This is a genomic window from Cryobacterium sp. TMT1-2-1 (genome assembly GCF_004403955.1).
GTDB lineage: Bacteria > Actinomycetota > Actinomycetes > Actinomycetales > Microbacteriaceae > Cryobacterium > Cryobacterium psychrotolerans.
Genome location: NZ_SOHC01000069.1, coordinates 20,167 through 43,093, shown reverse-complemented (window position 1 = coordinate 43,093; position 22,927 = coordinate 20,167). Strand labels below are relative to the sequence as shown.

At 66.0% G+C, this 22,927-nt stretch carries 22 protein-coding genes; 11 read left to right on the top strand and 11 right to left on the bottom strand.

Going from position 1 to position 22,927, the window contains the following annotated elements:
* The 5 genes from E3T33_RS12740 to E3T33_RS12720 form a co-directional block, all read left to right on the top strand.
* The coding region (locus E3T33_RS12740) for a hypothetical protein (protein WP_347233209.1) at positions 1 to 930 on the top strand (930 nt) is incomplete at its 5' end.
* 37 nt (positions 931 to 967) lie between these two features.
* Positions 968 to 1,831: a universal stress protein gene (locus tag E3T33_RS12735; RefSeq protein WP_092324650.1), complete on the top strand. Its 864-nt coding sequence runs from the start codon at positions 968 to 970 to the stop codon at positions 1,829 to 1,831.
* A gap of 297 nt (positions 1,832 to 2,128) precedes the next feature.
* Positions 2,129 to 2,917, top strand: coding sequence for a hypothetical protein (locus tag E3T33_RS12730; protein WP_134575454.1), 789 nt, complete (start codon positions 2,129 to 2,131; stop codon positions 2,915 to 2,917).
* Between the two features lie 212 nt (positions 2,918 to 3,129).
* Positions 3,130 to 3,336, top strand: coding sequence for a hypothetical protein (locus E3T33_RS15455; protein WP_092324647.1), 207 nt, complete (start codon positions 3,130 to 3,132; stop codon positions 3,334 to 3,336).
* 10 nt (positions 3,337 to 3,346) lie between these two features.
* Positions 3,347 to 4,030 carry a GntR family transcriptional regulator gene (locus E3T33_RS12720; RefSeq protein ID WP_166784490.1) on the top strand — a complete coding sequence of 228 codons (684 nt, stop codon included), beginning with the start codon at positions 3,347 to 3,349 and terminating at the stop codon, positions 4,028 to 4,030.
* A 19-nt stretch (positions 4,031 to 4,049) separates the two neighbouring features.
* On the opposite strand, the gene E3T33_RS12715 is transcribed toward E3T33_RS12720, so the two are convergent.
* Complete coding sequence (locus E3T33_RS12715) at positions 4,050 to 5,693, bottom strand: thiamine pyrophosphate-dependent enzyme (RefSeq protein ID WP_092324643.1); 1,644 nt, start codon at positions 5,691 to 5,693, stop codon at positions 4,050 to 4,052.
* Positions 5,694 to 5,808: 115 nt separating this feature from the next.
* Between E3T33_RS12715 and E3T33_RS12710 the strand changes: the two genes are divergently transcribed.
* From E3T33_RS12710 to E3T33_RS12685, 6 genes are all read left to right on the top strand, one after another.
* Positions 5,809 to 6,723: an ABC transporter substrate-binding protein gene (locus E3T33_RS12710; RefSeq protein ID WP_092324642.1), complete on the top strand. Its 915-nt coding sequence runs from the start codon at positions 5,809 to 5,811 to the stop codon at positions 6,721 to 6,723.
* Positions 6,723 to 7,673 (top strand): amino acid ABC transporter permease, encoded by a 951-nt coding sequence (locus tag E3T33_RS12705; protein ID WP_134575452.1) that lies wholly within the window; start codon positions 6,723 to 6,725, stop codon positions 7,671 to 7,673. The genes E3T33_RS12710 and E3T33_RS12705 overlap by 1 nt, the downstream gene beginning before the upstream one ends.
* Positions 7,670 to 8,434 (top strand): amino acid ABC transporter ATP-binding protein, encoded by a 765-nt coding sequence (locus E3T33_RS12700; protein WP_277870645.1) that lies wholly within the window; start codon positions 7,670 to 7,672, stop codon positions 8,432 to 8,434. Before E3T33_RS12705 ends, E3T33_RS12700 begins: the two co-directional genes overlap by 4 nt.
* A 5-nt stretch (positions 8,435 to 8,439) precedes the next feature.
* On the top strand, positions 8,440 to 9,426 hold the full coding sequence (locus E3T33_RS12695) for a C-terminal binding protein (RefSeq protein ID WP_134575457.1): 987 nt from the start codon (positions 8,440 to 8,442) through the stop codon (positions 9,424 to 9,426).
* A 37-nt stretch (positions 9,427 to 9,463) separates the two neighbouring features.
* On the top strand, positions 9,464 to 9,907 hold the full coding sequence (locus E3T33_RS12690) for a VOC family protein (protein WP_092324637.1): 444 nt from the start codon (positions 9,464 to 9,466) through the stop codon (positions 9,905 to 9,907).
* 155 nt (positions 9,908 to 10,062) lie between these two features.
* Positions 10,063 to 10,482, top strand: coding sequence for a DUF1801 domain-containing protein (locus E3T33_RS12685; protein ID WP_092324635.1), 420 nt, complete (start codon positions 10,063 to 10,065; stop codon positions 10,480 to 10,482).
* Here E3T33_RS12685 and nrdF read toward each other — a convergent pair.
* The 10 genes from nrdF to araB all read right to left on the bottom strand — a co-directional run bounded on the left by nrdF (position 10,479) and on the right by araB (position 22,691).
* Positions 10,479 to 11,453, bottom strand: a complete 975-nt coding sequence (gene nrdF / locus E3T33_RS12680; RefSeq protein ID WP_092324634.1) for a class 1b ribonucleoside-diphosphate reductase subunit beta — start codon at positions 11,451 to 11,453, stop codon at positions 10,479 to 10,481. The genes E3T33_RS12685 and nrdF overlap by 4 nt on opposite strands.
* A 99-nt stretch (positions 11,454 to 11,552) precedes the next feature.
* Complete coding sequence (nrdE, locus tag E3T33_RS12675) at positions 11,553 to 13,658, bottom strand: class 1b ribonucleoside-diphosphate reductase subunit alpha (RefSeq protein ID WP_092324662.1); 2,106 nt, start codon at positions 13,656 to 13,658, stop codon at positions 11,553 to 11,555.
* Positions 13,659 to 13,690: 32 nt separating this feature from the next.
* Positions 13,691 to 14,095 carry a class Ib ribonucleoside-diphosphate reductase assembly flavoprotein NrdI gene (nrdI, locus tag E3T33_RS12670; protein WP_092324632.1) on the bottom strand — a complete coding sequence of 135 codons (405 nt, stop codon included), beginning with the start codon at positions 14,093 to 14,095 and terminating at the stop codon, positions 13,691 to 13,693.
* 48 nt (positions 14,096 to 14,143) lie between these two features.
* Positions 14,144 to 14,377, bottom strand: coding sequence for a glutaredoxin-like protein NrdH (gene nrdH / locus E3T33_RS12665; RefSeq protein WP_092324631.1), 234 nt, complete (start codon positions 14,375 to 14,377; stop codon positions 14,144 to 14,146).
* A gap of 338 nt (positions 14,378 to 14,715) precedes the next feature.
* On the bottom strand, positions 14,716 to 15,939 hold the full coding sequence (gene mmsB / locus E3T33_RS12660) for a multiple monosaccharide ABC transporter permease (protein ID WP_092324629.1): 1,224 nt from the start codon (positions 15,937 to 15,939) through the stop codon (positions 14,716 to 14,718).
* 27 nt (positions 15,940 to 15,966) lie between these two features.
* Positions 15,967 to 17,496 carry a multiple monosaccharide ABC transporter ATP-binding protein gene (gene mmsA / locus E3T33_RS12655; protein ID WP_092324628.1) on the bottom strand — a complete coding sequence of 510 codons (1,530 nt, stop codon included), beginning with the start codon at positions 17,494 to 17,496 and terminating at the stop codon, positions 15,967 to 15,969.
* Positions 17,497 to 17,621: 125 nt separating this feature from the next.
* Entirely contained in the window at positions 17,622 to 18,740 is a 1,119-nt protein-coding gene (gene chvE, locus E3T33_RS12650; protein ID WP_241977001.1) for a multiple monosaccharide ABC transporter substrate-binding protein, read from the bottom strand.
* A gap of 71 nt (positions 18,741 to 18,811) precedes the next feature.
* Positions 18,812 to 20,329 carry an L-arabinose isomerase gene (gene araA / locus E3T33_RS12645; protein ID WP_092324626.1) on the bottom strand — a complete coding sequence of 506 codons (1,518 nt, stop codon included), beginning with the start codon at positions 20,327 to 20,329 and terminating at the stop codon, positions 18,812 to 18,814.
* Positions 20,329 to 21,039 (bottom strand): L-ribulose-5-phosphate 4-epimerase, encoded by a 711-nt coding sequence (locus E3T33_RS12640; protein ID WP_092324625.1) that lies wholly within the window; start codon positions 21,037 to 21,039, stop codon positions 20,329 to 20,331. Before E3T33_RS12640 ends, araA begins: the two co-directional genes overlap by 1 nt.
* Entirely contained in the window at positions 21,036 to 22,691 is a 1,656-nt protein-coding gene (gene araB, locus E3T33_RS12635; protein ID WP_241982943.1) for a ribulokinase, read from the bottom strand. The genes E3T33_RS12640 and araB overlap by 4 nt, the downstream gene beginning before the upstream one ends.
* Positions 22,692 to 22,927 lie beyond the last annotated feature (236 nt).

The window sequence follows — 22,927 nt, the reverse complement described above, 5'->3', positions numbered from 1 at the left end:
CCCGCCAGGTCCACGACACGGCGGCGGGTGCCCGCGCCGCCCCGGCGCCGGTGGCGCGCGCCGGTGCTGATTGCCGTCGCCATGCTGGTGGCACTCGTTGCCGCGCTGGCGGTGCCCGCGGCCGTGGACCGCGCCGAGGAGCGCGCCGCCCCCGTCGCGTTCAACCCCGGGTTGATCATCAGCGACTACAACTTCTTCAACCCCTCGGCCATGACGGAAGAGGAAATCCAGGCCTTCCTCGAGGCGCGCACGTGCTCCCCCGCCGATTCCTCGAGCTGCCTCTGGGAGTACCGCGAAAGCACGACCGCCCAGCCGAACCAGGGCTCCGGCCACTGCACGCGCTATGCCGCCGCCCGCAACGAGCCGGCCAGCCGCATCATCGCCAAGGTCGCCCGAGCCTGCACGATCAGCCCCCGGGTGCTGCTCGTGCTGATGCAGAAGGAACAATCCCTGATCACCCGGCCGACCGCATCCGGTTATCTGCGCGCCACCGGCTACGCCTGCCCCGACACGGCCGACTGCGACGCCCGGTACTTCGGGTTCTTCAATCAGGTCTACCGCGCGGCCTGGCAATTCCGCCAGTACACCCAGGAGCCGGAGCGCGCCTACAAGATCGGCACGGTCGACGTGGGCTTCCACCCGGATGCCGCGTGCGGCGCCGAGCCGGTAGGGATTCAGAACCAGGCCACCGCGAACCTGTACAACTACACGCCGTACCAGCCCAATTCCGCGCTGCTGGCCCGGCCGGGCACCGACGGGGATTCCTGCTCGGCGTTTGGCAACCTGAACTTCTGGCGCTTCTACACTCGCTGGTTCGGGTCGACCGATACCGAGCCGTTCCCTTCCTACCTCGACCAGTGCCTCAACCTCGCCGGCGGCCAGGCGTGCGAGGAACCGAACTTCTTCGCCCGGCTTTCTCCGCTCCGCTGAGGCCGATGGCGCGTAGTGTCGTGCTCGGGAGGACAACATGACTGAGACGACGATCGTGGCCTGGGACGGCTCGGCGCCGGCGCGCTCCGCCCTCGAGTGGGCGGCCCGGTGGGCGTCCGGCGGTGATCTCACGCTCGTGCGCGTCCTGGAAGACTCCATCGGAATCACGGACTACATCGTCGACGACTCCATGGTCGATGCGGCGCGGGCGGCGCTCGAGGATGCCGCGGCCGAGGTGCGGCTGGCGCATCCGGACCTGCGCGTGGAATCCGAATTCGTGCGGGGCGACCCGATCGGCGAACTCCGACGGCGCTCTGCACCGAACCGGCTCGTCGTCGTCGGGACGCACCGGCGCGAGGGCTCGAAGCTGCGATTCGAGTGGTCGGTGGGCGCACGGCTCGCCGCGAGCGCACGCGGCCCGGTCGCGATCGTGCCGGAGACCGACAGTGCGACCCGGTCAGGAGTGGTCGTCGGCATCGACGGATCGACGGCCTCCGACGCCGCCGTGGCGTTCGCCGCGGAGCATGCGAGCCGGTCCCACCAGCCGCTCCGCATCATCCACGCCTGGCAGGAGCCCCCGGTCTGGCAGGGCCCGGATTCCCTGGACCCCGTGCCGAGCCAGGACTTCCTCGATTCCCTCGAGGACACTCACCAGCAGATCCTGAATGAATCCGTGACGAAGGTGACGGATGCCTGGCCCGAGCTCCCGGTGCGGGGCACGCTGATGCACGGCCCACCGCAGCCGGCCCTGCTGGAAGCCTCCCGCGGCGCGGCTGTGCTCGTCGTGGGCAACCACGGCCTGCACGGGGTCGAACGCCTCCTGCTGGGGTCGGTGAGCCACGCGCTCGTGCTGAACATCGTGTCGCCGACGATCGTCATCAGCGCGCCGCCGGAAACCTGAGCGCACGTCTCGTTCGGCCTGTCGTAGGGCACCGCGCCCGCAGAGCAAAATCGCAGTCACCAGTGCGCTGCCTCCGGGCCCGAACGAGCCAGGACGCCTTCCCGTAATCCCAGCTCAGAGGCTATTTCTCCCGCGGGAGCGGTGAAACGCCCGGCGTACGGCGGCAGCCCGTTTTTCGCGGCTCCCAGCATCCACGGAGGCTCGGCATCCGGCGCGTCCCTAAACTCGCCGGGTGACCACGTGCGGCCCCCGTCGGATCATCGCCGGACGGGCCGCAGGCAATCGAAAGGATCCACAATGAACAAGAACACGATCTCCACCCGCACCTCCGCCACCCGCACGAAGCGCGTGGCCATTGGCGCCGCATCCGCCCTGGCCGCGGGCGCGCTGCTGGGCGTTGGAGCCCAGGGCGCGACCGCCGCGCCGCTGAACGCGTCATCCGACACCGAGTCGAGCAGCAGCTCTTCGGTGCACGCCGGGACCAAGGGCGCCGTCCTGGCCGCGCTGAAGGTGGAGCTGCGCGCCGACCTGTCCGAAGGCACGGACATCGGCGACAAGGCACAGAACGTCGCCGAGACCCTGTCCGGCCACGCGGCACTCTTCGAGCGCCTGCCCGAGAAGCTGCAGACCGACCTGACCTCCCTGAAGGAAGCATCCGAGGCCGACCGCACCACGCTCGCCACGACGATCACCGCCACGGCACTGGCCGGCGGCTACGGCGAACAGGTGAAGGAGTTCGCCCAGGAGATCCAGGCCGACCCCGCCCACCCGCTGGACGGCCTGCGAACCGTCCTCCAGGGTGACCAGGCGGAGGCCGGCGCGAAGGGCCAGTCCGTGGAGAAGATCGCCCAGAAGCTCCTGGACAACCCGGTGCTCTTCGACAAGCTCCCGGAGTCGCTGCAGACCGACCTGACGGCGGTGAAGGATGCGTCCGACGCCGACCGCGCCGCCGCCCTGCAGAACGTCGAGACGTCGGCGCTGGCCGGCGAGTACGGCAAGACCGTCCAGACGATCGCCGAGCGGATCCTCTCCGACACGCACGCCACCGGCGGCGCACACGCCGAGGTCGAGACCGGAGGAAACTAGCCTCCGTCTCACCCGCTGACACTGCCGAAGGCCGGGAACCCGTGGGGTTCCCGGCCTTCCGGCGTATCCGGGCGCTCTGCAACTCCCAGCGGTGGGGACATCCGTCGCCCACCCGGGCTCGCACGGGGCCTGGGCTGGGAATCCTCGCCGGCCCATGGTCCCCGCGGGCCCCTGTGCATTAGCATTCGCGGAACGGACGACAAGGAGCAGCGATGGCCGGCAAAACGTACGCCGCGCAGCTCGAGCGTCTCGGCCCGCACAGGGCGGGTGTCGTATGCCTCTACCTGGGCGACCTCGGCAAGGTCGACCTGACCGTACTGGAAGAGATCGTCGCGGAGTCCCTCGTGACGCTCCCCCCGGCGGGCGCCGGTCGAGGTCCAGCTGTTGGACCGTACAACAATTCGGCGAGTCACCCGTAGAATGGCGTCCATGGCGTCCATGCAGGGTCTGACGAAGATGTCCTTCCAGCGCGTCAGCACGGCGGAACACGTGCGCGACCACATCACTACCCTGATCCTGGACGGCAGCCTGAAACCCGGCACTCCGCTGCGAGAAAACACGATCGCCACGACTCTCGGAGTCTCCCGGAACACGGTTCGCGAGGCCGTGTTGCTGCTCGGCCAGAGTCGTCTCATCCGCCATGAAATGCACCGCGGGGCCATCGTCGCGGAGCCGACCAAGGATGCGCTGATCAACCTCTACGACGCTCGTCGCGGACTTGAGGTGGGCGCGGTCTCCCTGCCCGCCAGCGCCGAGGTCATCGCCGGAATCAAGACGGCCCTGGACGACCTGGAACTCGCCGCGGACGCCGGCGACGACCGCGACATTGTCGAGAAGGACCTCGCCTTCCACGCCGCCACCGTTCGTAATTTCGGCAGCGAGCGCATCGACGCCTTCTACGCCCAGCTCGCGGTGGAGCTCTCGTTTTACCTCAACGCCCTCGCGTCATCCCGGCTCGACTACGCAGCGGATGCGTCGTTCCTCGATGAGCACCGCCGCATCTACGCGGCGATCGCCGCCCAGGACAACGCTGCAGCGGCACGCTGCGTGGAAGACCACATCGACGAAACGATTCGCCGGCTGCACGCCCGGCTCGACGCGGTCGAAGCCTGACGCTCCTGCCTCGGCACCCCTAGGGGAAGTCGAGGCTGATCACCGTCGGGCCCCGACGGCCGAGGGCCGCCCGGGCCCTGGCCGCGGCATCCTGGGCGTTTTCGGCCCGCTCGCCGGTCGCGCCGATCGCGTTCGCCAGGGCCACCAGGTCGGGAACGTGCAGGTCGACCCCGACCGGGGCGATCCCGCGTGCCGCCTGCTGGTCCCGGATCTCGCGGTAGCCGCCGTTGTTCGCGACGACGACGACGATCGAGAGGCCCTGCTCGACCGCCGTGACCAGCTCCTGGACCGAGAACATGAGCGCGCCATCCCCGAGGAGGGCGATGACCGGCGCGTCGGGCCGGGCAACCTTCGCGCCGATCGCGGCGGGGAGGGCGTAGCCGAGGGTTGCCACGCGAGGCATGTAGAGGAACGAGTTCTTGTTCGGCACCGGGAAGAAGTGCACCGTTCCGAAGTAGGTCACCTGCGAGGAGTCGCCGGTGATGATCGTGTCAGCGGGCAGCGCCGTGCGGAGTTCGGAGTTCAGCTCGAACCAGGTCTCGCCGTCGGCCAGGGCCTCGACCGTGAGCGTCGCCTTGAGTTCGTCCAGCTCGCGGGACGCCATGTGTGGCTCGGCGGAATCGGCGGGGGCGCCGTGCCGGCCGAGGACCGCGTCGATGGCCTCGTCGATGGCCTCGAGGGCATCCGCGGCATCCGCGCGGATGGCGATCCGCGCCGGTGCGTTCAGGGCCAACTGACTCTCGGCAATGTCGATGCGGATCACGTTCGGCGAGGTGATCCTGCCCTCCCACAGGTCGGAGTCGCCCAGTTCGCTGCCCACGACCAGCAGCGCGTCGCTGGCATTCAGCCAGTCCTGAGCAGACCTCAGGCGGATGTTCGCGCCCAGGGAGAGCGGGTGGCCCTCGGGCAGCACTCCCTTGCCGTTGCAGGTCGAGATCACGGGCGCCGTGAGGCGCTCGGCGAGCCGGCGCAGCTGCGCGTCGGCCCCACGGGATCCGCCGCCGGCGATGATCGCCGGCCGAGTGGCGCCGAGGAGTAGCAGGGCTGCCTGCCGCACCAGGGATTCGTCGACTGCGGGGGTCAGCACGTCGCCGGCTCGGGCGACCTCGCCGTCCCACTCCTGCGCAAGCACGTCGCTCGGGATCTCGACGTAGACCGGGCGCGGGCGACCCGTGCGCATGACCTCGAAGGCATGCGCGATGGCCTCGGTTGCTTCCTCGGGGGTTGTCGCCCGCGTGCTCCACTCGGTCATGCTCGCCATGGCGGCGAGGGTGTCCTTCGTCTCGTGGAGTTCGCCGCCGTCGAGGTGTTCGGTGCCGGAGGGGAGCCCGGAGGAGATGATCAGCACGGGCCGGGATTCCGCGTACGAGGTGCCGGCCGCGACCATCGCGTTGAGGGTGCCCGGGCCGCTGGTCGTGATGACGACCCCGGGTTTGCCCGCGACCTGGCTGTAGCCGTCGGCGGCGTAGCCGGCCCCTTGCTCGTGACGATGCGTGACGGGCCTGATGCCCAGGCGCACGAGGTGCCGGTAGATCTCGAGGTTGTGCGTGCCCGGGATGCCGAAAATCGTGTCGACGCCGTGCTCCTGAAGGGTCTCGGCGACCGCCGCCCCGCCATTGCGATGAAGGGAGGTCGGGGTCTCGTCAGTCTCAGTTATCGTCATGATTGCTCCATCGTAGGACAATTCTGCGAATTGCCGTCATAATGTAGAACAACCATGCAATATCGTTTGATCATCACGTGAAGTGGTGACTGACATCACTGCTCAAGGAGGAGCCATGAGGTCTATGAATAAGCGCAACAAGGCAGTCGTTCTCGGTGTCACCTTCGCGGTCGCCGCGACGATGCTGGCCGGGTGTTCCGCGGGAGGCGCGGCCTCGTCGGCGGACAAGGCTCCTGCCAAGGACGCGGACAGCGCCCTGCGCGGCATGCTTCCCGCAGACATCAAGGAGGCCGGCGTGCTCAAGATCGGCACCGAGGCGTTCTACCCGCCCTTCGAGTACCTCGACGCAGACAACACCACCGTCATCGGCCTCGACATGGCACTGTTCCAGGCCATCGGAGACGAGCTCGGCCTCACAGTCGACATCACGAACATGGCCTTCGACGGACTGCTCCCCGCTCTCGACGCCAAGCGAATCGACGTCGTCGTCGCGGCCATGACCGACACCAAGGCGCGTCAGGCGAAGTACGACTTCGTCGATTACTTCCTGACCGGACAGGGCATCGTCGTCCCGGCCGGCAACCCCAAGAGCATCAAGGGCATCGAGGACATGTGCGGTCTGAAGGTCGCCGCCCTGGAGGCGTCCACCCAGGTCAGCCTGCTGGAGAAGTTCAACACCGAGGAGTGCGCCGACGACCCGATCGTTGTGACCGCACTCGCCACCGACGCCGACGCCATGCTGCAGGTGCGCAGCGGACGCGCCGACGCCTCCTTCTCCCAGGATGCCGTCGCCCGCTTCAACGCCCAGGCGGAGGGAGGCAGCGGCAAGTTTGAGATCGGCAACGACGAGCCTCTCCTGCCCGTTGTCATGGGGCCGATGTTCGCCAAGGAAGACTCCGACCTTCGGGACGCGGTCAAGGCGACCATCGAGAAGCTGATCGCCGACGGCACGTACAAGTCCATCCTCGACGAGCACGACCTGGGCTCCGGCGCGGTCACCGAGGTCACGGTCAACGGCGGCACCCTGTAATGAGCGGCCAGCCGGCTTCCACCGATGCCAAAACCCCGATCCGCGCCATCCCGGTACGGCACTGGGGACAGCAGATCTCGGGCGTCATCGTGGTCACCGTGCTGGTTGCACTCCTCTACGCCGTCGCCACGAACGACAACCTCGACTGGTCTGTTGTCGGGGAGAACCTGTTCGGCCCGACCATCCTCAGCGGGCTCTGGGTCACCATTTCCCTGACCGTGCTCTCGATGATCATCGGAGTCGTCCTCGGAGTGGCGGTGGCAGTCATGCGCCTGTCGCCGAACAGGGTGCTGAACTCGGTGGCCGGGGGCTACATCTGGGCATTCCGCGGCACACCGGTGCTCGTTCAGCTGCTTCTCTGGTTCAACCTGGCCCTGTTCTTCCCGAGGCTCGGGATGGGCGAGTTCAGTCTCGACACGAACACGGTGATCACTGCCTTCGTGGCGGCGCTGCTCGGACTCGGTCTGAATGAGGGCGCCTACATGGCGGAGATCGTTCGCGGCGGCATCCTGTCGGTCGACCACGGCCAGAGCGAGGCCGCCATGGCCCTCGGGATGCGCCGCCGGTCGACCATGTTCAAGATCGTTCTGCCCCAGGCCATGCGGGTCATCATTCCGCCGATGGGCAACGAACTCATCACCATGCTGAAGATGACGTCGCTGGTCACGGTGATCGCGGCGCCGGACCTGCTGAACCGGGCGCAGACGATTTCCGCGCGCAACTTCTACATCTTCGAACTGCTCATCGTCGCCAGCATCTGGTACCTCGTCCTGACGACGATCTCGACCCTGATCCAGATGCAGCTGGAGAAACGGTTCGCCCGCGGGGTCGCTGGCGCTGCGCCTCGGCGCCAGCGCGTGCTGAGGAATCTCACGCCGGGACGGGTCACGTCGCCGGCGGCGGCACCCGGCGCCCAGCCCGTCGGAACGAAAGGTGGAGCGGCCTCATGACAACGCCGATGGTCACAGCGGAAAACGTCCACAAGTCCTTCGGCCACGTCGAGGTGCTCAAGGGGATCGACCTCGAGGTTCGCACCGGCCAGGTCTTCTGCCTCCTCGGGCCGTCCGGCTCGGGCAAGTCCACCCTCCTGCGCTGCATCAACCACCTGGAACGCATCGACGCGGGCCGGCTGTCCGTCGACGGCCAACTCGTCGGCTACCGGGAGCGCGCCGGCAAGCTGTATGAGCTGAACGAGAACGAGGTGGCCGACCAGCGGCGCGACATCGGCATGGTGTTCCAGCGCTTCAACCTCTTCGCCCACATGACCGCGCTGCAGAACGTGATGCTGGCTCCGGTCGACGTGCTGCGCGAGCAGAAGAAGGATGCCCGGGAGCGCGCCATGCAGCTGCTGGAGCGCGTGGGTCTCGCCGACCAGGCGCACAAGTTTCCGTCGCAGCTCTCCGGCGGCCAGCAGCAGCGCGTCGCGATCGCCCGTGCCCTCGCGATGAAGCCCAAGCTCATGTTGTTCGATGAGCCGACCAGCGCCCTCGACCCGGAACTGGTCGGCGAGGTGCTCGATGTCATGCGCGACCTGGCCGACAGCGGAATGACCATGATCGTAGTCACCCACGAGGTCGGCTTCGCCCGCGAGGTCGGCGACCACCTCGTCTTCATGGACGCCGGCGTCGTTGTCGAGCAGGGCGCCCCGAGGGACGTGCTCGGTAACCCGCAGCACCGCCGCACGCAGGCGTTCCTCTCGAAGGTCCTGTGACCGCCGTGCCGGAGCAGAAACCCCTCGCGATCTACACCGACAACGAGGACATCGACCCGACCCCGGGCATCCGCTTGCTCGAGCAGCACGGCTTCGAGGTTCGATTCCTCGAGACCCTCGACCCGGATCGCATCCTCGCCGAGGCCCAGGGCGCCCAAGCCCTGCTCGTCGGGTATGCGCCGATTCCGGAACGCGTGATCGCGGGCCTGCCGGACCTGCGCATCATCTCGCTCGTCTCGATGGGTTTCGACCACATCGACCTCGACGCGGCGCGGGCAGCCGGCGTCTGGGTGACCAACCTGCCCGGTGTCGCCACCGAGGAGGTCGCGACGCACGCGCTCGGGCTCATCCTGGCGACGGCACGGGACCTGCCGTTCTTCGAGCGCGTCATCGGCGTGGACTGGAACGCGCGCCCGGCCGTGAGCCCTGCCCGCCTCAGCCAGAAGACGCTCGGGCTGATCGGGCTGGGCCGGATCGGCGCGAAGCTGGCCGAGTTCGCGTCTCCCCTGTTCGGCGAGATCGTCGGTTACGATCCGCACCTCGCGCGGAACCCGGAGGCCGCGGCGCGTCTGGCGTCGCTGGGCGTGCGGTTGGCGAGTTTCGACGAGGTGCTTGCCTCCGCCGACGTGCTCTCCCTGCACCTGCCGTTGACGCCGGAAACGAACCGGATCATCAATGCCGACTCGATCTCCAGGATGAAGCCCGGCAGCTACCTGGTCAACGTGAGCCGCGGGCAGCTGATCGACACGCCCGCCCTGGTTGAGGCGCTCGACAGCGGCCGGATCACCGCCGCCGGCCTGGACGTGCTGGACGTCGAGCCGGCGCCGGCCGATCACCCGCTCGTCACCCACGAGCGCACGATCGTCACGCCGCACGTCGGGTTCCTCTCCGACCACACGCTGGCGGAGTACATCCGCATCCAGGCGCAGAACGTCATCTCGCTGTTCGAGACGGGCGAGCCCGAGACGGCGCCGGTGGTTGACCCGCGCTGACGCGTGCCGCTGCCGCTGCCGCCCCATACTGGGAGACATGAACTCCGCATCGGGAGATACTGCCCCCGCGTTCCCTGGCCTCGTCCCCGAGCTCCTGATCACCGATCTCGCCACGAGCCTGGATTTCTGGGTTGCTCTGTGCGGTTTCGAGATCCTCTACGACCGTCCGCAGGAGGGTTTCGCCTACCTTCAGTACGGAACGGCGCAGATCATGCTCGAGCAGATCGGAGTCGGTCGGAATTGGGTCGCCGACACCCTCGAAAGGCCCCTGGGCCGCGGCGTGAATTTCCAGGTCTCGGTGCCGGCGATCACGCCCCTGGTCGAACGCCTCGCGGCATCGGGCTGGCCGCTCTTCATGGCCCCCGAAGACAAGTGGTACCAGACCGGCAGCACCGAGGCCGGAGTGTCCCAGTTCCTGGTGCAGGACCCGGACGGGTACCTCATTCGCTTCACTTCGCGGCTCACTGTGCCGGTTCGCTGACTGTGCCGGTTCGCTGATCCGCCCGGATGGGCGCACCCTGCGTCGACCTGGCCAGTTCCGGTCGAGTTTGACCGGTACACCGGGCAAACTCGACCGGAAGTCTCAATCTCAGACCAAGCAGAGCGGGCAAGGGGCGCACGCGCTTTAATGAGGCCATGGCCGAAAACAAGACGCAGCCGACGGATTCCTCCGTCGAGAACTTCCTCGACGCGGCGACGCCCGCCCGCCGCCGCGAGGACGGCAAGGCCCTCGACGCGATCTTCCGCGAGGTGACGGGCGCCGACCCCGTCATGTGGGGTTCGTCGATTGTGGGCTACGGGAGCTATCGCTACGTGTCGCCCGCGAATCCCCGCACGCGCGGCGACTGGATGAAGACCGGATTCTCGCCGCGCAAGGCGCAACTGTCGATCTACGGGCTCAAAGACCTCCCCGAGGGCGCCGCGCTCCTTCCGCAGCTCGGCGCGTACACCGAGGGCGCGGGGTGCGTCTACGTGAAGACGCTCGACGACATCGACCTCGACGTGCTGCGTCGCCTCGTCGCGATCGCCTGGTCCCGCGGCGACGACCCCGCTTAGAAGTCCCAGTCCGAGTCTTCGGTGTTGACGGCCTTGCCGATGACGTACGAGGAGCCCGACCCGGAGAAGAAGTCGTGGTTCTCGTCGGCGTTCGGTGACAGGGCCGACAGGATCGCCGGGTTCACGTCGGTGACCGACTTCGGGAACATCGGCTCGTAGCCGAGGTTCATCAGCGCCTTGTTGGCGTTGTAGTGCAGGAACTTCTTGACGTCTTCGGTCAGGCCGACCTCGTCGTAGAGGTCCTGCGTGTACTGGATCTCGTTCTCGTAGAGCTCGAACATCAAGTTGAACGTGTAGTCCTTGATCTCGTCGCGGCGCTCCTGGGAGACCCGTTCGAGACCCTTCTGAAACTTGTAGCCGATGTAGTAGCCGTGCACCGCTTCATCCCGGATGATCAGGCGGATGAGGTCGGCCGTGTTGGTGAGCTTGGCGCGGCTCGACCAGTACATCGGCAGGTAGAAGCCCGAGTAGAAGAGGAACGACTCGAGCAGGGTCGAGGCGACCTTGCGCTTGAGGGGGTCGTCGCCCTGGTAGTACTCCATCACGATGGAGGCCTTCTTCTGCAGGTTCACGTTCTCGGTCGACCAGCGGAACGCTTCGTCGATCTCCTTTGTGGAAGCCAGCGTCGAGAAGATCGACGAGTAGCTCTTCGCGTGCACCGACTCCATGAACGCGATGTTCGTGTAGACGGCTTCCTCGTGCGGGGTGATCGCGTCGGGGATGAGCGAGACGGCGCCGACGGTGCCCTGGATCGTGTCGAGCAGGGTCAGGCCGGTGAACACGCGCATGGTCAGCTGCTGCTCGATCGGGGTGAGCGTGTTCCAGGACTGGACGTCGTTCGAGAGGGGGATCTTCTCGGGCAGCCAGAAGTTGTTGACGAGGCGGTTCCAGACCTCGACGTCCTTTTCGTCCTCGATCTTGTTCCAGTTGATCGCGTCAACGTGGGAGACCAGCTTGAGCTTGTCAATCATGGGTTTCTTCCTTCAGTGGTTCGTAAATCGAGCTTGTCGAGATCGGCATTCGTGGTCTCGACAAGCTCGACCACCGGTGCATCCGTTAAGGCTGCAGCCTTAAAGCATACAAGAGACGCAGCCGTCCACCTCGGTCCCTTCCAGCGCGAGCTGGCGGAGACGGATGTAGTAGATGGTCTTGATGCCCTTGCGCCAGGCGTAGATCTGCGCCTTGTTGATGTCGCGGGTGGTGGCAGTGTCCTTGAAGAACAGCGTCAGCGACAGGCCCTGGTCGACGTGCTGGGTGGCGGCCGCGTAGGTGTCGATGATCTTCTCTGCGCCGATCTCGTACGCGTCCTGGTAGTAGTCCAGGTTGTCGTTCGTGAGGAACGGCGCCGGGTAGTAGACGCGGCCGAGCTTGCCTTCCTTGCGGATCTCGATCTTCGAGGCGATCGGGTGGATCGACGAGGTCGAGTTGTTGATGTACGAGATGGACCCGGTCGGCGGCACGGCCTGCAGGTTCTGGTTGTAGATCCCGTGCTCCATGATCGACGCCTTCAGCTCGGCCCAGTCGGCCTGGGTCGGGATCGCAACGCCGGAGGTCTCGAACAGTTCGGAGACCCGCGGGGTCGCCGGCGTCCAGGCCTGGTCGGTGTACTTGTCGAAGAAGGCACCGGATGCGTAGGTCGAGTCTTCGAAACCGTCGAAGGCACGCCCGCGCTCGATGGCCAGCTTGTTCGAGGCACGCAGCGCGTGGAACACCACCGTGTAGAAGTAGATGTTGGTGAAGTCGATGCCCTCTTCGCTGCCGTAGAAGATGCGCTCACGGGCGAGGTAGCCGTGCAGGTTCATCTGGCCGAGGCCGATCGCGTGCGACTTGTCGTTGCCGTCTTCGATCGAACGGACCGAGGAGATGTGGCTCTGCTCCGACACCGAGTTGAGGCCGCGGATCGCGGTCTCGACCGTCTGGCCGAAGTCGGGCGAATCCATCGACAGGGCGATGTTCATCGACCCGAGGTTGCAGGAGATGTCCTTGCCGATCTTGTCGTACGACAGGTCCTCGTTGTAGGTCGTCGGGGTGGCGACCTGGAGGATCTCCGAGCACAGGTTCGACATGTTGATGCGGCCCTTGATCGGGTTCGCAGCGTTGACCGTGTCCTCGAACATGATGTACGGGTAGCCGGACTCGAACTGGATCTCCGCGAGCGTCTGGAAGAAGTCGCGGGCCTTCATCTTCGACTTCTTGATGCGCGGGTCGTCGACCATCTCGTGATACTTCTCGCTGACCGAGATGTCCGCGAACGGCACGCCGTAGACGCGCTCGACGTCGTAGGGCGAGAACAGGTACATGTCCTCGTCCTTCTTTGCGAGCTCGAAGGTGATGTCGGGCACGACAACGCCGAGGGAGAGCGTCTTGATGCGGATCTTCTCGTCGGCGTTCTCACGCTTGGTGTCGAGGAAGCGCATGATGTCGGGGTGGTGCGCGTGCAGGTAGACCGCGCCGGCACCCTGGCGGGCGCCGAGCTGGTTGGCATAGCTGAAGGAGTCTTCGAGCAGCTTCATCACGGGGATGATGCCGCTGGACTGGTTCTCGATCTGCTTGATCGGCGCTCCGGCCTCACGGATGTTCGTGAGGAGCAGCGCGACGCCACCGCCGCGCTTGGACAGCTGCAGCGAGGAGTTGATGGCGCGGGAGATCGACTCCATGTTGTCTTCGATGCGCAGCAGGAAGCAGGAAACGAGTTCACCGCGCTGCGCCTTGCCCGAGTTGAGGAAGGTCGGGGTGGCCGGCTGGAACCGCCCGGCGATGATCTCCTCGACGAGGGACACCGCGAGCTTCTCGTCGCCCTGGGCGAGGCCGAGGGATGTCATCACGACGCGGTCCTCGAAGCGCTCGAGGTAACGCTTGCCGTCGAAGGTCTTCAGCGTGTACGAGGTGTAGTACTTGAACGCACCGAGGAAGGTCTGGAAGCGGAACTTCTTCGAGTAGGCCAGGTCGTTGAGCTTCGTGATGAACTCGAACGTGTACATGTCGAGCACGGCCTGTTCGTAGTACTCCTTCTCGACCAGGTAGTCGAGGCGTTCGCGCAGGCTGTGGAAGAAAACCGTGTTCTGGTTGACGTGCTGCAGGAAGTACTCCCGCGCCGCTTCACGGTCCTTCTCGAACTGGATTTCCCCGTTCGGGCCGTACAGGTTGAGCATGGCATTGAGGGAGTGGTAATCCATCTCCGCGCCGACAGACGGGGAGAGCTGCGACTTCACGGCTGTTGCTTCCAAAATGATTCCAATCCTTCGTGGACGATGCGCACATCATCCGGCGTTCCGAATACTTCAAATCGATACAGGTGGGGCACCTGGCACTTCTCGGCGATGATGTCCCCGGCGAGGCAGTACGCCTCGCCGAAATTCGTGTTGCCGGCGCTGATGACGCCGCGGATCAGCGAGCGGTTCTTCTCATCATTGAGAAACCGGATCACCTGTTTGGGGACCGCTCCCCCCTGGCCGCCCCCGCCGTAGGTCGGGATGCAGAGCACATAGGGTTCGTCGACCTTCAGCGGCTCGTCCCTGGCATAGAGAGGGATGCGTGCCGCGGGAAGGCCGAGCTTCTCCACGAACCGGCGAGTGTTGCCGGACGTGCTGGAGAAATAGACGAGCTCAGTCATTGGGCACCCCCTCGGTGGTCGGGAGCTGGTCGGACGGACGTGTGGAAACTACGCGATGCGTGCTGCCAGCTCGTTGATCTTGTCCGGGCGGAAACCGGACCAGTGGTCCTCGTCGGTGATGACGACGGGGGCCTGCAGGTAGCCCAGGGCCTTGACCGCTTCGAGTGCCTTCTCGTCGACCGACAGGTCGAAGATCTCGTACTCGATGCCCTTGTTGTCCAGGGCACGGTATGTCGCCGTGCACTGCACGCAGGAAGGCTTGGTGTAGACCGTAATTGCCATCGCTGGGGCCTCTCTCATTGCTCACAAGGTGTGGATTCAGGTGTTCGGCATATGCGCCGAACCGATGCTTCAATACTACATCTAGTGATTGTGTCCGGGCACGGCCACTACATGCAGTAATTACAATTATGTGGTTATCCACCGACATTCCACCGGTTCTACACAGCCTCGCCCGGCCCGGTTGAGCCATTTTCCGCGGTGCCGCAGGGAGTTATCCACAGGCCCGAAAGGGGGTGGCCTGTTTGCCTGTGGAATTCACGGCGGCGTGTCGCGGCGGCATGCAAAAGGCCCCGGCATCCGAAGACGACCGGGGCCCAGCGCTCAACGGATGCCGCGCGTCAGTGGCCGCCCGCCCGTCGCTTGTTGTACACGTCGAAGGCGACCGCGAGGAGGAGCACCAGGCCCTTGACGGCCTGCTGCCATTCGATGCCGATGCCGAGGATCGACATGCCGTTGTTCAGCACACCGATGATCAGGCCACCGATGATGGCCCCGCCGATGGTGCCGACGCCGCCGGTGACGGCGGCCCCGCCGATGAACGCGGCCGAAATGGCCTCCAGTTCGAAGCCGTCACCGGCCTTCGGGCCGGCCAGGTTCAACCGCGCCGTGAAGATCAGGCCGGCCAGGGCGGCCAGGGTCCCCATGTTCACGAACAGGTAGAAGTCGACCTTGCGAGTCTTGATGCCGGACAGCTCCGCCGCGTGACGGTTGCCGCCGATGGCGTAGATGTGGCGGCCGAAGACCGTGCGCGTCATCACCGTGCCGTAGACCATGACCAGCACGGCCAGCACGATCAGGGTCACCGGTACACCCTTGTACGCGGCCAGGGCGTACGCGAAGAAGCCGATGGCCAGCGTGATGAGCGCAAGCTTGACGATGAACCAGGCCAGCGGCTCGACCTCCTGGCTGTACTTCTGACGGCCGATTCGCGTGCGAACCTGCTGTGTGATGAGGGCGAGGATGGCCAGCGCGGCGATGCCGAGGGTGAGCGGATCAAGCTCGTATTCGCCGAACAGGTCGGTGAGGAATCCGTTTCCGAGTGCCCGGTATTCGCTCGGGAACGACCCGATGTTCGAGTTGCCCAGCACGACGAGGGCGAGTCCGCGGAAGATGAGCATGCCGGCCAGGGTCACGATGAATGCGGGAATGCCCACGTACGCGATCCAGAACCCCTGCCACACGCCGACCAGGGCGCCGATGCCGAGCGAGAGGATGATCGACAGCCACCACGGCAGACCCCAGTGCACCGCGAAGACACCCGAGCAGGCACCCACGAAGGCGGCAACGGAACCGACCGAGAGGTCGATGTGGCCCGCGATGATCACCATGACCATGCCCACGGCGAGCACGAGGATGTACCCGTTCTGCACGATCAGGTTGGAGATGTTCTGCGGCCGAAGCAGAATGCCGTCGGTCAGGAAGGCGAACAGCAGCACCACCAGGATCAGGGCGATGAAGATGCCGTTCTTGCCCAGGTCGGCGATGACGTGGGTCAGCCGCGAGGCCGCCCGTGCAACGGCCGGCTTGGTGTCCGCTGCCGGCTTGGTGTCGAGATCACTCATTGTTTCTCCTCTTCCGCAGCGCCGACGCTAGCGGGCCTTTTCCATGGTCATGTGCTTGATGAGGGTCTCCGGGGTGGCTTCCTTGATCGGGAACTCCCCCGTGATCCGGCCCTCGGAAATCGTGTAGATCCGGTCGCTGATGCCGAGCAGTTCCGGCAGCTCGGACGAGATGACGATGACGCCCTTGCCCTGGGCTGCGAGCTTGTTGATGATCGTGTAGATCTCGTACTTCGCGCCGACGTCGATCCCTCGGGTGGGCTCGTCGAGGATCAGGACATCCGGGTCGGAATAGATCCACTTGGAGAGAACGACCTTCTGCTGGTTGCCGCCGGAGAGCTTGCCGGTCTTGACGAGCACGTTCGGGGCCTTGATGTTCATGCTCGTGCGGTATTCGTTGGCCACCCGGTATTCCTCGTTGTCGTTCACGAGGCCCGCTTTCTCGAGCTTCTTCAGCGACGCCATCGAGATGTTCCGCTTGATGTCTTCGATGAGGTTCAGGCCGTAGGTCTTGCGGTCCTCGGTGGCGTACGCGATGCCGTTGTCGATGGCTTCGGACACCGTCCGCGTTTTGATCTCCTTGCCGTGCTTGAACACCCGGCCGGTGATCTTGCTGCCGTAGGACTGGCCGAACAGGCTCATGGCGAACTCGGTGCGCCCCGCCCCCATCAGCCCGGCGATTCCCACGATTTCCCCGGCGCGCACGTTGAGGTTCACCGCATCGACGACCAGGCGCGAGGTATCCTGGGGGTGGTATGCCGTCCAGTCCTCGACGCGGAGGATCTCCTCGCCGATGTGCGGCGTGTGGTCGGGGTAGCGGTGCTCGAGGTCGCGGCCGACCATGTCCTTGATGATGCGTTCTTCCGTGACGTCGGTCTTGGCAATCGTCTCGATGGCCTTCCCGTCTCGAATGATCGTGACCGCGTCGGAGACCTTCTTGATCTCGTTGAGCTTGTGGCTGATGATGATCGACGTGATTCCCTGGCCCTTGAGGTGCAGGATCAGGTCCAGCAGGTGGTCGGAGTCCTCGTCGTTGAGGGCCGCCGTCGGCTCGTCCAGGATGAGGAGCTTGACCCGCTTGGACAAGGCCTTGGCGATCTCGACGAGCTGCTGCTTGCCGACGCCGATGTCCATGATCCGGGTGGTCGGGTTCTCCCGCAGGCCCACCCGGGCGAGCAGCGTGGCAGCCTCGTGATTGGTCTTGTCCCAATCGATGAGGCCCAGCGCGCCCTTCTGTTCGTTGTTGAGAAAGATGTTCTCCGCGATGGAGAGGTAGGGGCTGAGTGCCAGCTCCTGGTGAATGATGACGATTCCCTTGGCCTCCGAGTCCCGGATGTCCTTGAACTGGACCACCTCGTCTTCGAAGACGATGTCGCCGTCGTAGGTACCGTGCGGGTACACACCGCTGAGCACCTTCATCAGCGTCGACTTGCCGGCCCCGTTTTCCCCGCAGATGGCGTGGACCTCGCCGCGTGCGACGTCCAGCGTCACCGTCGACAGCGCCTTCACGCCCGGGAAGGTCTTTGTGATGCTGCGCATCTCAAGGATGTTGGTGGTCACGTCAGTACCTTCTTCATTCGCCGTTCTGCTTCCTTGCCTGGTCGTGCCGTCCGGCCGGTGGGTGTTGCAAAACTACTCCCCCACCGGCCGGAATGCACTCGACTACTCCGAGCGATCCGAAGTTGTTAGCCGTTGATTTCCTTCTCGGTCCAGTAGCCGGAATCAACCAGGACCTTGTTGACGTTGTCCTTCACCACGATCTGCGAGTCGAGCAGGTACGAGTCGACGACCTTCTTGCCGTTGTCGTAGTCCTTGGTGTTGTTGACCTCGGGCTTGTCGCCGTTCAGCAGGGCAACAGCCATGTCCACGGCCACGGAAGCGAGCTTGCGCGTGTCCTTGAAGATGGTGCTGTACTGCTCGCCGCCGTTGATGGCCTTGACCGAGTCGAGCTCGGCGTCCTGGCCCGAGATGATCGGCCATTCGGCTCCGGTCGAGTATCCCGCGCCCTCGAGTGCGGAGATGATACCGCGCGAGATGCCGTCATAGGGCGACAGCACCGCGTTGACCTTGGAACCGTCGGAGTACGTGGAGGTCAGGATGTCCTCCATGCGGCTCTGCGCGGTTTCGCCGTCCCAGCGGAGCGTGGCAACCTGTTCGATCTTGGTCTGCTTGCTCTTGACGACGAGGGTCTTGTCGTCGATCAGCGGCTGGAGCACGTCCATGGCGCCGTCGAAGAAGAAGAAGGCGTTGTTGTCATCCAGCGAGCCGGCGAACAGCTCGATGTTGAACGGGCCCTTGGGAGCGTCGGCGGCAGCCTTGCCCTCGAGGTCGGTGAGGCCAAGTCCGTTCAGCAGCGAGGTTGCCTGCTGCTGGCCGACCTTGAAGTTGTCGAACGACGCGTAGTAGTTGACGTTCTCGGTGTCGCGGATGAGGCGGTCGTACGCGATGACGGGGATGTCCGCATCCGCGGCATCCTGCAGCACGCTCGTGAGCGTGGTGCCGTCGATCGAGGCGATGATCAGGGCTTCCGCGCCCTTGGTGATCATGTTCTCGATCTGCGAGACCTGAGTGGGGATGTCGTCCTCCGCGTACTGGAGGTCGACCTTGAAGCCCTGTTCTTCGAGCTGGCTCTTGACGGCGTTGCCGTCAGCGATCCACCGCTCGGAGCTCTTGGTCGGCATCGCGACGCCGATGAGACCGCCGTCGCCCTCGCCGGAGCCTCCGTCGGTCCCGGGGGAGCAGGCAGCCAGCGAGACAACCATGGCGCCAGCGGCCACGATTGCGAAGAGTGCTTTCTTCTTCACTGTGTTTCCTTTCGTTTTTTATTTGATCGACATTGATGTCAAATGTGCGTGAGGTGGTGCGGGAGGTGGGATTACAGGCCTTGTGCCAGTCGGTAGTAGGCCTGGTTCCAACGCACCTCGCGCGTGAAATCGCGCAGGGTGGTGGCTTTATCGATCACGAGAAGCTCGGTGCGAGCGATCTCGGCGAAATCGTGGAACACCTCGATGCCGACGGCGGTCGACATGACGGTGTGGTGGGCCGCGCCGGCGGTGAGCCAGGCGGCGGCGGATGTCTGGAAGTCGGGCTCCGGGCGCCAGACCGCACGGCCGACCGGGAGGTTCGGCAGCGCCTCGGTCGGTTCGACGACCTCGACGACGTTGGCCACGAGCCGGAACCGGTCGCGCATGTCGGACATGGCCACGACCACGGCGGGTCCCGGGTCGGCGTTGAAGACCAGGCGGACCGGGTCCTCCTTGCCGCCGATGCCGAGCGGGTGGATCTCCAGGCTGGCCCGCGAGGTGGTCAGCGACGGGCTGACCTCGAGCATGTGTGCGCCGAGGATGAGCTCGGAATCCGGGGTGAGGTCGTAGGTGTAGTCCTCCATCAGGCTGGCGCCGCCGGGCAGGCCGGAGCCCATCACGTTGGCGACGCGCACGAGAATGGCGGTCTTCCAGTCGCCTTCCGCACCGAACCCGTAGCCCTGCGCCATCAGGCGCTGCACGGCCAGGCCGGGCAGCTGGCGGAGGGCGCCGAGGTCTTCAAAGTTCGTGGTGAAGGCGCTGAATCCGCCGGCCTCGAGGAAGGACTTGAGGCCCAGTTCGATCGCGGCGCCGTAGCGCAGGGAGTCGTGCCGGCCGCCGCCGCTGCGGAGCTCGGGGACGACGTCGTAGAGGTCCTCGTACTCGGCGACGAGGGCGTCGATGTCGGCGTCGGAGGCGGAGTGCACGGCCTCGGCAAGCTCGTTGACCGGCCAGGTGTTCACCTGCACGCCGAACCGCAGTTCGGCCTCGGTTTTGTCGCCCTCGGTGACCGCGACGTAGCGCATGTTGTCGCCGAACCGGGCAAGCTTCATCGTGCGGGATGCCGCCCAGCCGGCGGCCGCGCGGGTCCAGGTGCCGATGCTCGCGCTGACGACCGGGTTGGACACGTGGCCGACCACGGTCTTGCGCGCGACACCCAGCCGGGTCTGGATGTAGCCGAACTCGCGGTCGCCGTGCGCGGCCTGGTTCAGGTTCATGAAGTCGAAGTCGATCTCCGCCCACGGCAGCTCGACGTTGGCCTGCGTGTGCAGGTGCAGCAGCGGCTTCCGCAGGGCGTCGAGCCCGGCGATCCACATCTTCGCGGGCGAGAAGGTGTGCATCCAGGCGATGAGCCCGATGACGTGGTCGGACGCGTTGGCGTCGAGCGCGGCGCGGCGGATCGACTCGGAGTCCTTGAGCACGGGCTTCCAGACGACCTTCACCGGGATGTCACTGCTCGCGCCGAGGGCTGCGGCGATGGCCTGGGACTGATCGGCCACCTGGCGCAGGGTCTCCTCGCCGTAGAGGTTCTGGCTGCCGGTGAGGAACCAGACCTCGTAGTGGTCCAGGGTGGTGGAGAGTTCTGGCATTAGAGAATCGCTCCCTGCGGTGCTTGTCCGTAGACGTTCTGGTATCGGTCGAAGAGGGTGTCGATGGCGGCCTGCGGGAGCGGGATGAGTTCCCCGGCCTGGCGGGCGATGTGCACCGTGCGGGCGACATCCTCGACCATCACGGCGGCCTTGACGGCGTCCCTGGCGTCCTTGCCGATCGTGAACGGGCCGTGGTTCTGCATCAGGACCGCGCGGGAGCGGTGGCCGGTGAGGATTCCGACGATCCCGCGGCCGATCGAGTCGTCGCCGATGATCGCGAACGGGCCCACCGGGATGTCCCCGCCGAACTCGTCGGCCATGGCCGTGATCACGCACGGGATCGACTCGCCGCGGGCGGCCCAGGCGGTCGCGTAGGTGGAGTGCGTGTGCACGACACCACCGACATCCGCCATATTCCGGTAGACGTATGCGTGCGCGGCGGTGTCGCTGGATGGCGATCGTTCGGCGCCGGGAGTGTCCGGGATGACGACTCCATCCAGGCCGCAGAGGATCATGTTCTCGGGCGCGAGATCGGCGTAGTCGACGCCGCTCGGCTTGATCACGAACAGGTCTGCGCCCGGCACGCGACCGGAGACGTTGCCGCCGGTCGAGACGACCAGCCCGTAGCGGGTGAGTTCGGAGTGCAGGCGGGCGACGTCCGCGCGCACGCGGGCGATCGCCACCTCGATCTGCGGGCCGTAGGTGCTCATACCGATGCCTCCGCCGTCGTGGCGGCCTCGCGCTTGAGCGCCTTGAGCCGGTGCATGACGTTGTTCGTGCCGCGCCCGAAGTAGTCGTGCAGCAGCGAGTATTCGGCGAACAGCTTGTCGTAGGCCAGGGAGGATTCTTCGTTCGGGGTGTAGACGTTCTTGTTGAGCTTGCCCATCGCCTGGCCGGCGGCGCGCACATCCGGGTACGCACCGGCCGCGGCGGCGGCGTGGATTGCCGAGCCGAGCGCGGGGCCCTGTTCGCTGGCGATGGTCGAGATCGGCAGGCGCAGGATGTCGCTGTAGGTCTGCATCAGGAACGCGTTCTTCAGCAGCCCGCCGGCGACGATGAACTCGGTCACGGGCACGGCGCTCGCGTTGAAGGTCTCGACGATCACGCGGGTGCCGAACGCGGTGGCCTCGAGCAGGGCCCGGTAGATTTCCTCGGTCCGCGTGGTCAGCGTCGTGCCGATGACCAGGCCGGAGAGTTCGTGGTCGACGAGCACCGAACGGTTGCCGCTGTGCCAGTCGAGGGCGACCAGGCCGTGGCCGCCGATGGGCTGGTCCTTGATCAGTTCGGTGAGGTACTGGTGCACGCTCAGGCCCGCTGCCGCGGCTTCGGTGAAGTACCGGGCCGGGACCTGGTTGCCCACGTACCAGGCGAAGATGTCGCCCACGCCGGACTGACCGGCCTCGTAGCCGTAGAGGCCCGAGACGATGCCGCCGTCGACGACGCCGCACATGCCGGGCACCTCGGTGAGGTGGTCGGAGTTCATGACGTGGCAGGTCGACGTGCCCATGATGGCGACCATCTGGCCGGGTTCGACGGCCTGCGCGGCCGGGCCGGTGACGTGCGCGTCGACGTTGCCGACCGCGACGGCAATTCCCGCCGGCAGCCCCGTCCAGGCGGCCGCCTCCGCCGAGAGCGTGCCGGCGGCATCGCCGAGCTGGCCGACCTCATGCGCGACCTTGTCGTTGGCGAACCGGGCGAAGTCCGGGTTCAGCGCGCCGAGGAAGTCCTCGCTGGGGTAGGCGCCGTCCTGCAGGATGCCCTTGTAGCCGGCGGTGCAGGCGTTGCGCACGTAGGTGCCGGTCAGCTGCCAGACGATCCAGTCGGCGGCTTCGACCCAGTGGTCCATCCGGTTGTACAGCTCGGGATCTTCTTCGAGGAGCTCGAGGCCCTTGGCGAATTCCCACTCGCTGGAGATGAGGCCGCCGTAGCGCGGCAGCCAGCCCTCGCCGCGCAGGGCCGCGAGGTCGTTGATCCGGTCGGCCTGCGACTGCGCCGAGTGGTGCTTCCACAGCTTGACGTAGGCGTGCGGACGGCCGGCGTACTCCGGCAGCTCGCAGAGCGGGGTGCCGTCGGCGAGCACCGGCACCATGGTGCAGGCGGTGAAGTCGGTGCCGATGCCGATGACCCGGGCGGGGTCGATTCCGGCGTTGGCCACCGCGGCGGGCACGGCGGTCTTGAGCACGTCGACGTAGTCCTGGGGCACCTGCAGCGCCCACTCGGGCGGGAGCGCGGCGCCCGTGGCGGCGAGGGTCGTGTCCATGACCGCGTGCGCATAATCGAGCGTGGCGGAGCCCAGTTCGGCTCCGTCGGAGACCCGCACCACGACCGCGCGCCCGGACAGAGTTCCGTAGTCGACCCCCAGGACGTACGACTCGTCGCTGTGCGACTCTTCGCGTGCTGACGAAACAGCGTCTGGCTGCGCGACGGTCGTGCTCACGAATCGACTCCCTTGTCTGAGGTGCCGCTGATGCGGCAATGTTGCGGTCCAATGTGAACGGTCACATTTGATCTTGTCACTTTAGCCGACACCATGATTTGCCTGTCAACCCCGAAACATCTCGTTTTGGTAACGCCCTCACGGTGAGGCGGGCGGGCACC

Bases quoted from the DNA above. Each gene is read 5' to 3' on its own strand.
- E3T33_RS12700 (WP_277870645.1), top strand. From the start codon at position 7,670: ATGACAACGCCGATGGTCACAGCGGAAAACGTCCACAAGTCCTTCGGC.
- E3T33_RS12715 (WP_092324643.1), bottom strand. From the start codon at position 5,693: ATGACGATAACTGAGACTGACGAGACCCCGACCTCCCTTCATCGCAAT.
- E3T33_RS12690 (WP_092324637.1), top strand. From the start codon at position 9,464: ATGAACTCCGCATCGGGAGATACTGCCCCCGCGTTCCCTGGCCTCGTC.
- E3T33_RS12710 (WP_092324642.1), top strand. From the start codon at position 5,809: ATGAGGTCTATGAATAAGCGCAACAAGGCAGTCGTTCTCGGTGTCACC.
- E3T33_RS12730 (WP_134575454.1), top strand. From the start codon at position 2,129: ATGAACAAGAACACGATCTCCACCCGCACCTCCGCCACCCGCACGAAG.
- E3T33_RS12705 (WP_134575452.1), top strand. From the start codon at position 6,723: ATGAGCGGCCAGCCGGCTTCCACCGATGCCAAAACCCCGATCCGCGCC.
- E3T33_RS15455 (WP_092324647.1), top strand. From the start codon at position 3,130: ATGGCCGGCAAAACGTACGCCGCGCAGCTCGAGCGTCTCGGCCCGCAC.
- E3T33_RS12720 (WP_166784490.1), top strand. From the start codon at position 3,347: ATGGCGTCCATGCAGGGTCTGACGAAGATGTCCTTCCAGCGCGTCAGC.
- E3T33_RS12735 (WP_092324650.1), top strand. From the start codon at position 968: ATGACTGAGACGACGATCGTGGCCTGGGACGGCTCGGCGCCGGCGCGC.
- E3T33_RS12640 (WP_092324625.1), bottom strand. From the start codon at position 21,039: ATGAGCACCTACGGCCCGCAGATCGAGGTGGCGATCGCCCGCGTGCGC.
- mmsB (WP_092324629.1), bottom strand. From the start codon at position 15,939: ATGAGTGATCTCGACACCAAGCCGGCAGCGGACACCAAGCCGGCCGTT.
- nrdE (WP_092324662.1), bottom strand. From the start codon at position 13,658: ATGGATTACCACTCCCTCAATGCCATGCTCAACCTGTACGGCCCGAAC.
- nrdI (WP_092324632.1), bottom strand. From the start codon at position 14,095: ATGACTGAGCTCGTCTATTTCTCCAGCACGTCCGGCAACACTCGCCGG.
- araA (WP_092324626.1), bottom strand. From the start codon at position 20,329: ATGCCAGAACTCTCCACCACCCTGGACCACTACGAGGTCTGGTTCCTC.
- nrdF (WP_092324634.1), bottom strand. From the start codon at position 11,453: ATGATTGACAAGCTCAAGCTGGTCTCCCACGTTGACGCGATCAACTGG.
- E3T33_RS12685 (WP_092324635.1), top strand. From the start codon at position 10,063: ATGGCCGAAAACAAGACGCAGCCGACGGATTCCTCCGTCGAGAACTTC.
- nrdH (WP_092324631.1), bottom strand. From the start codon at position 14,377: ATGGCAATTACGGTCTACACCAAGCCTTCCTGCGTGCAGTGCACGGCG.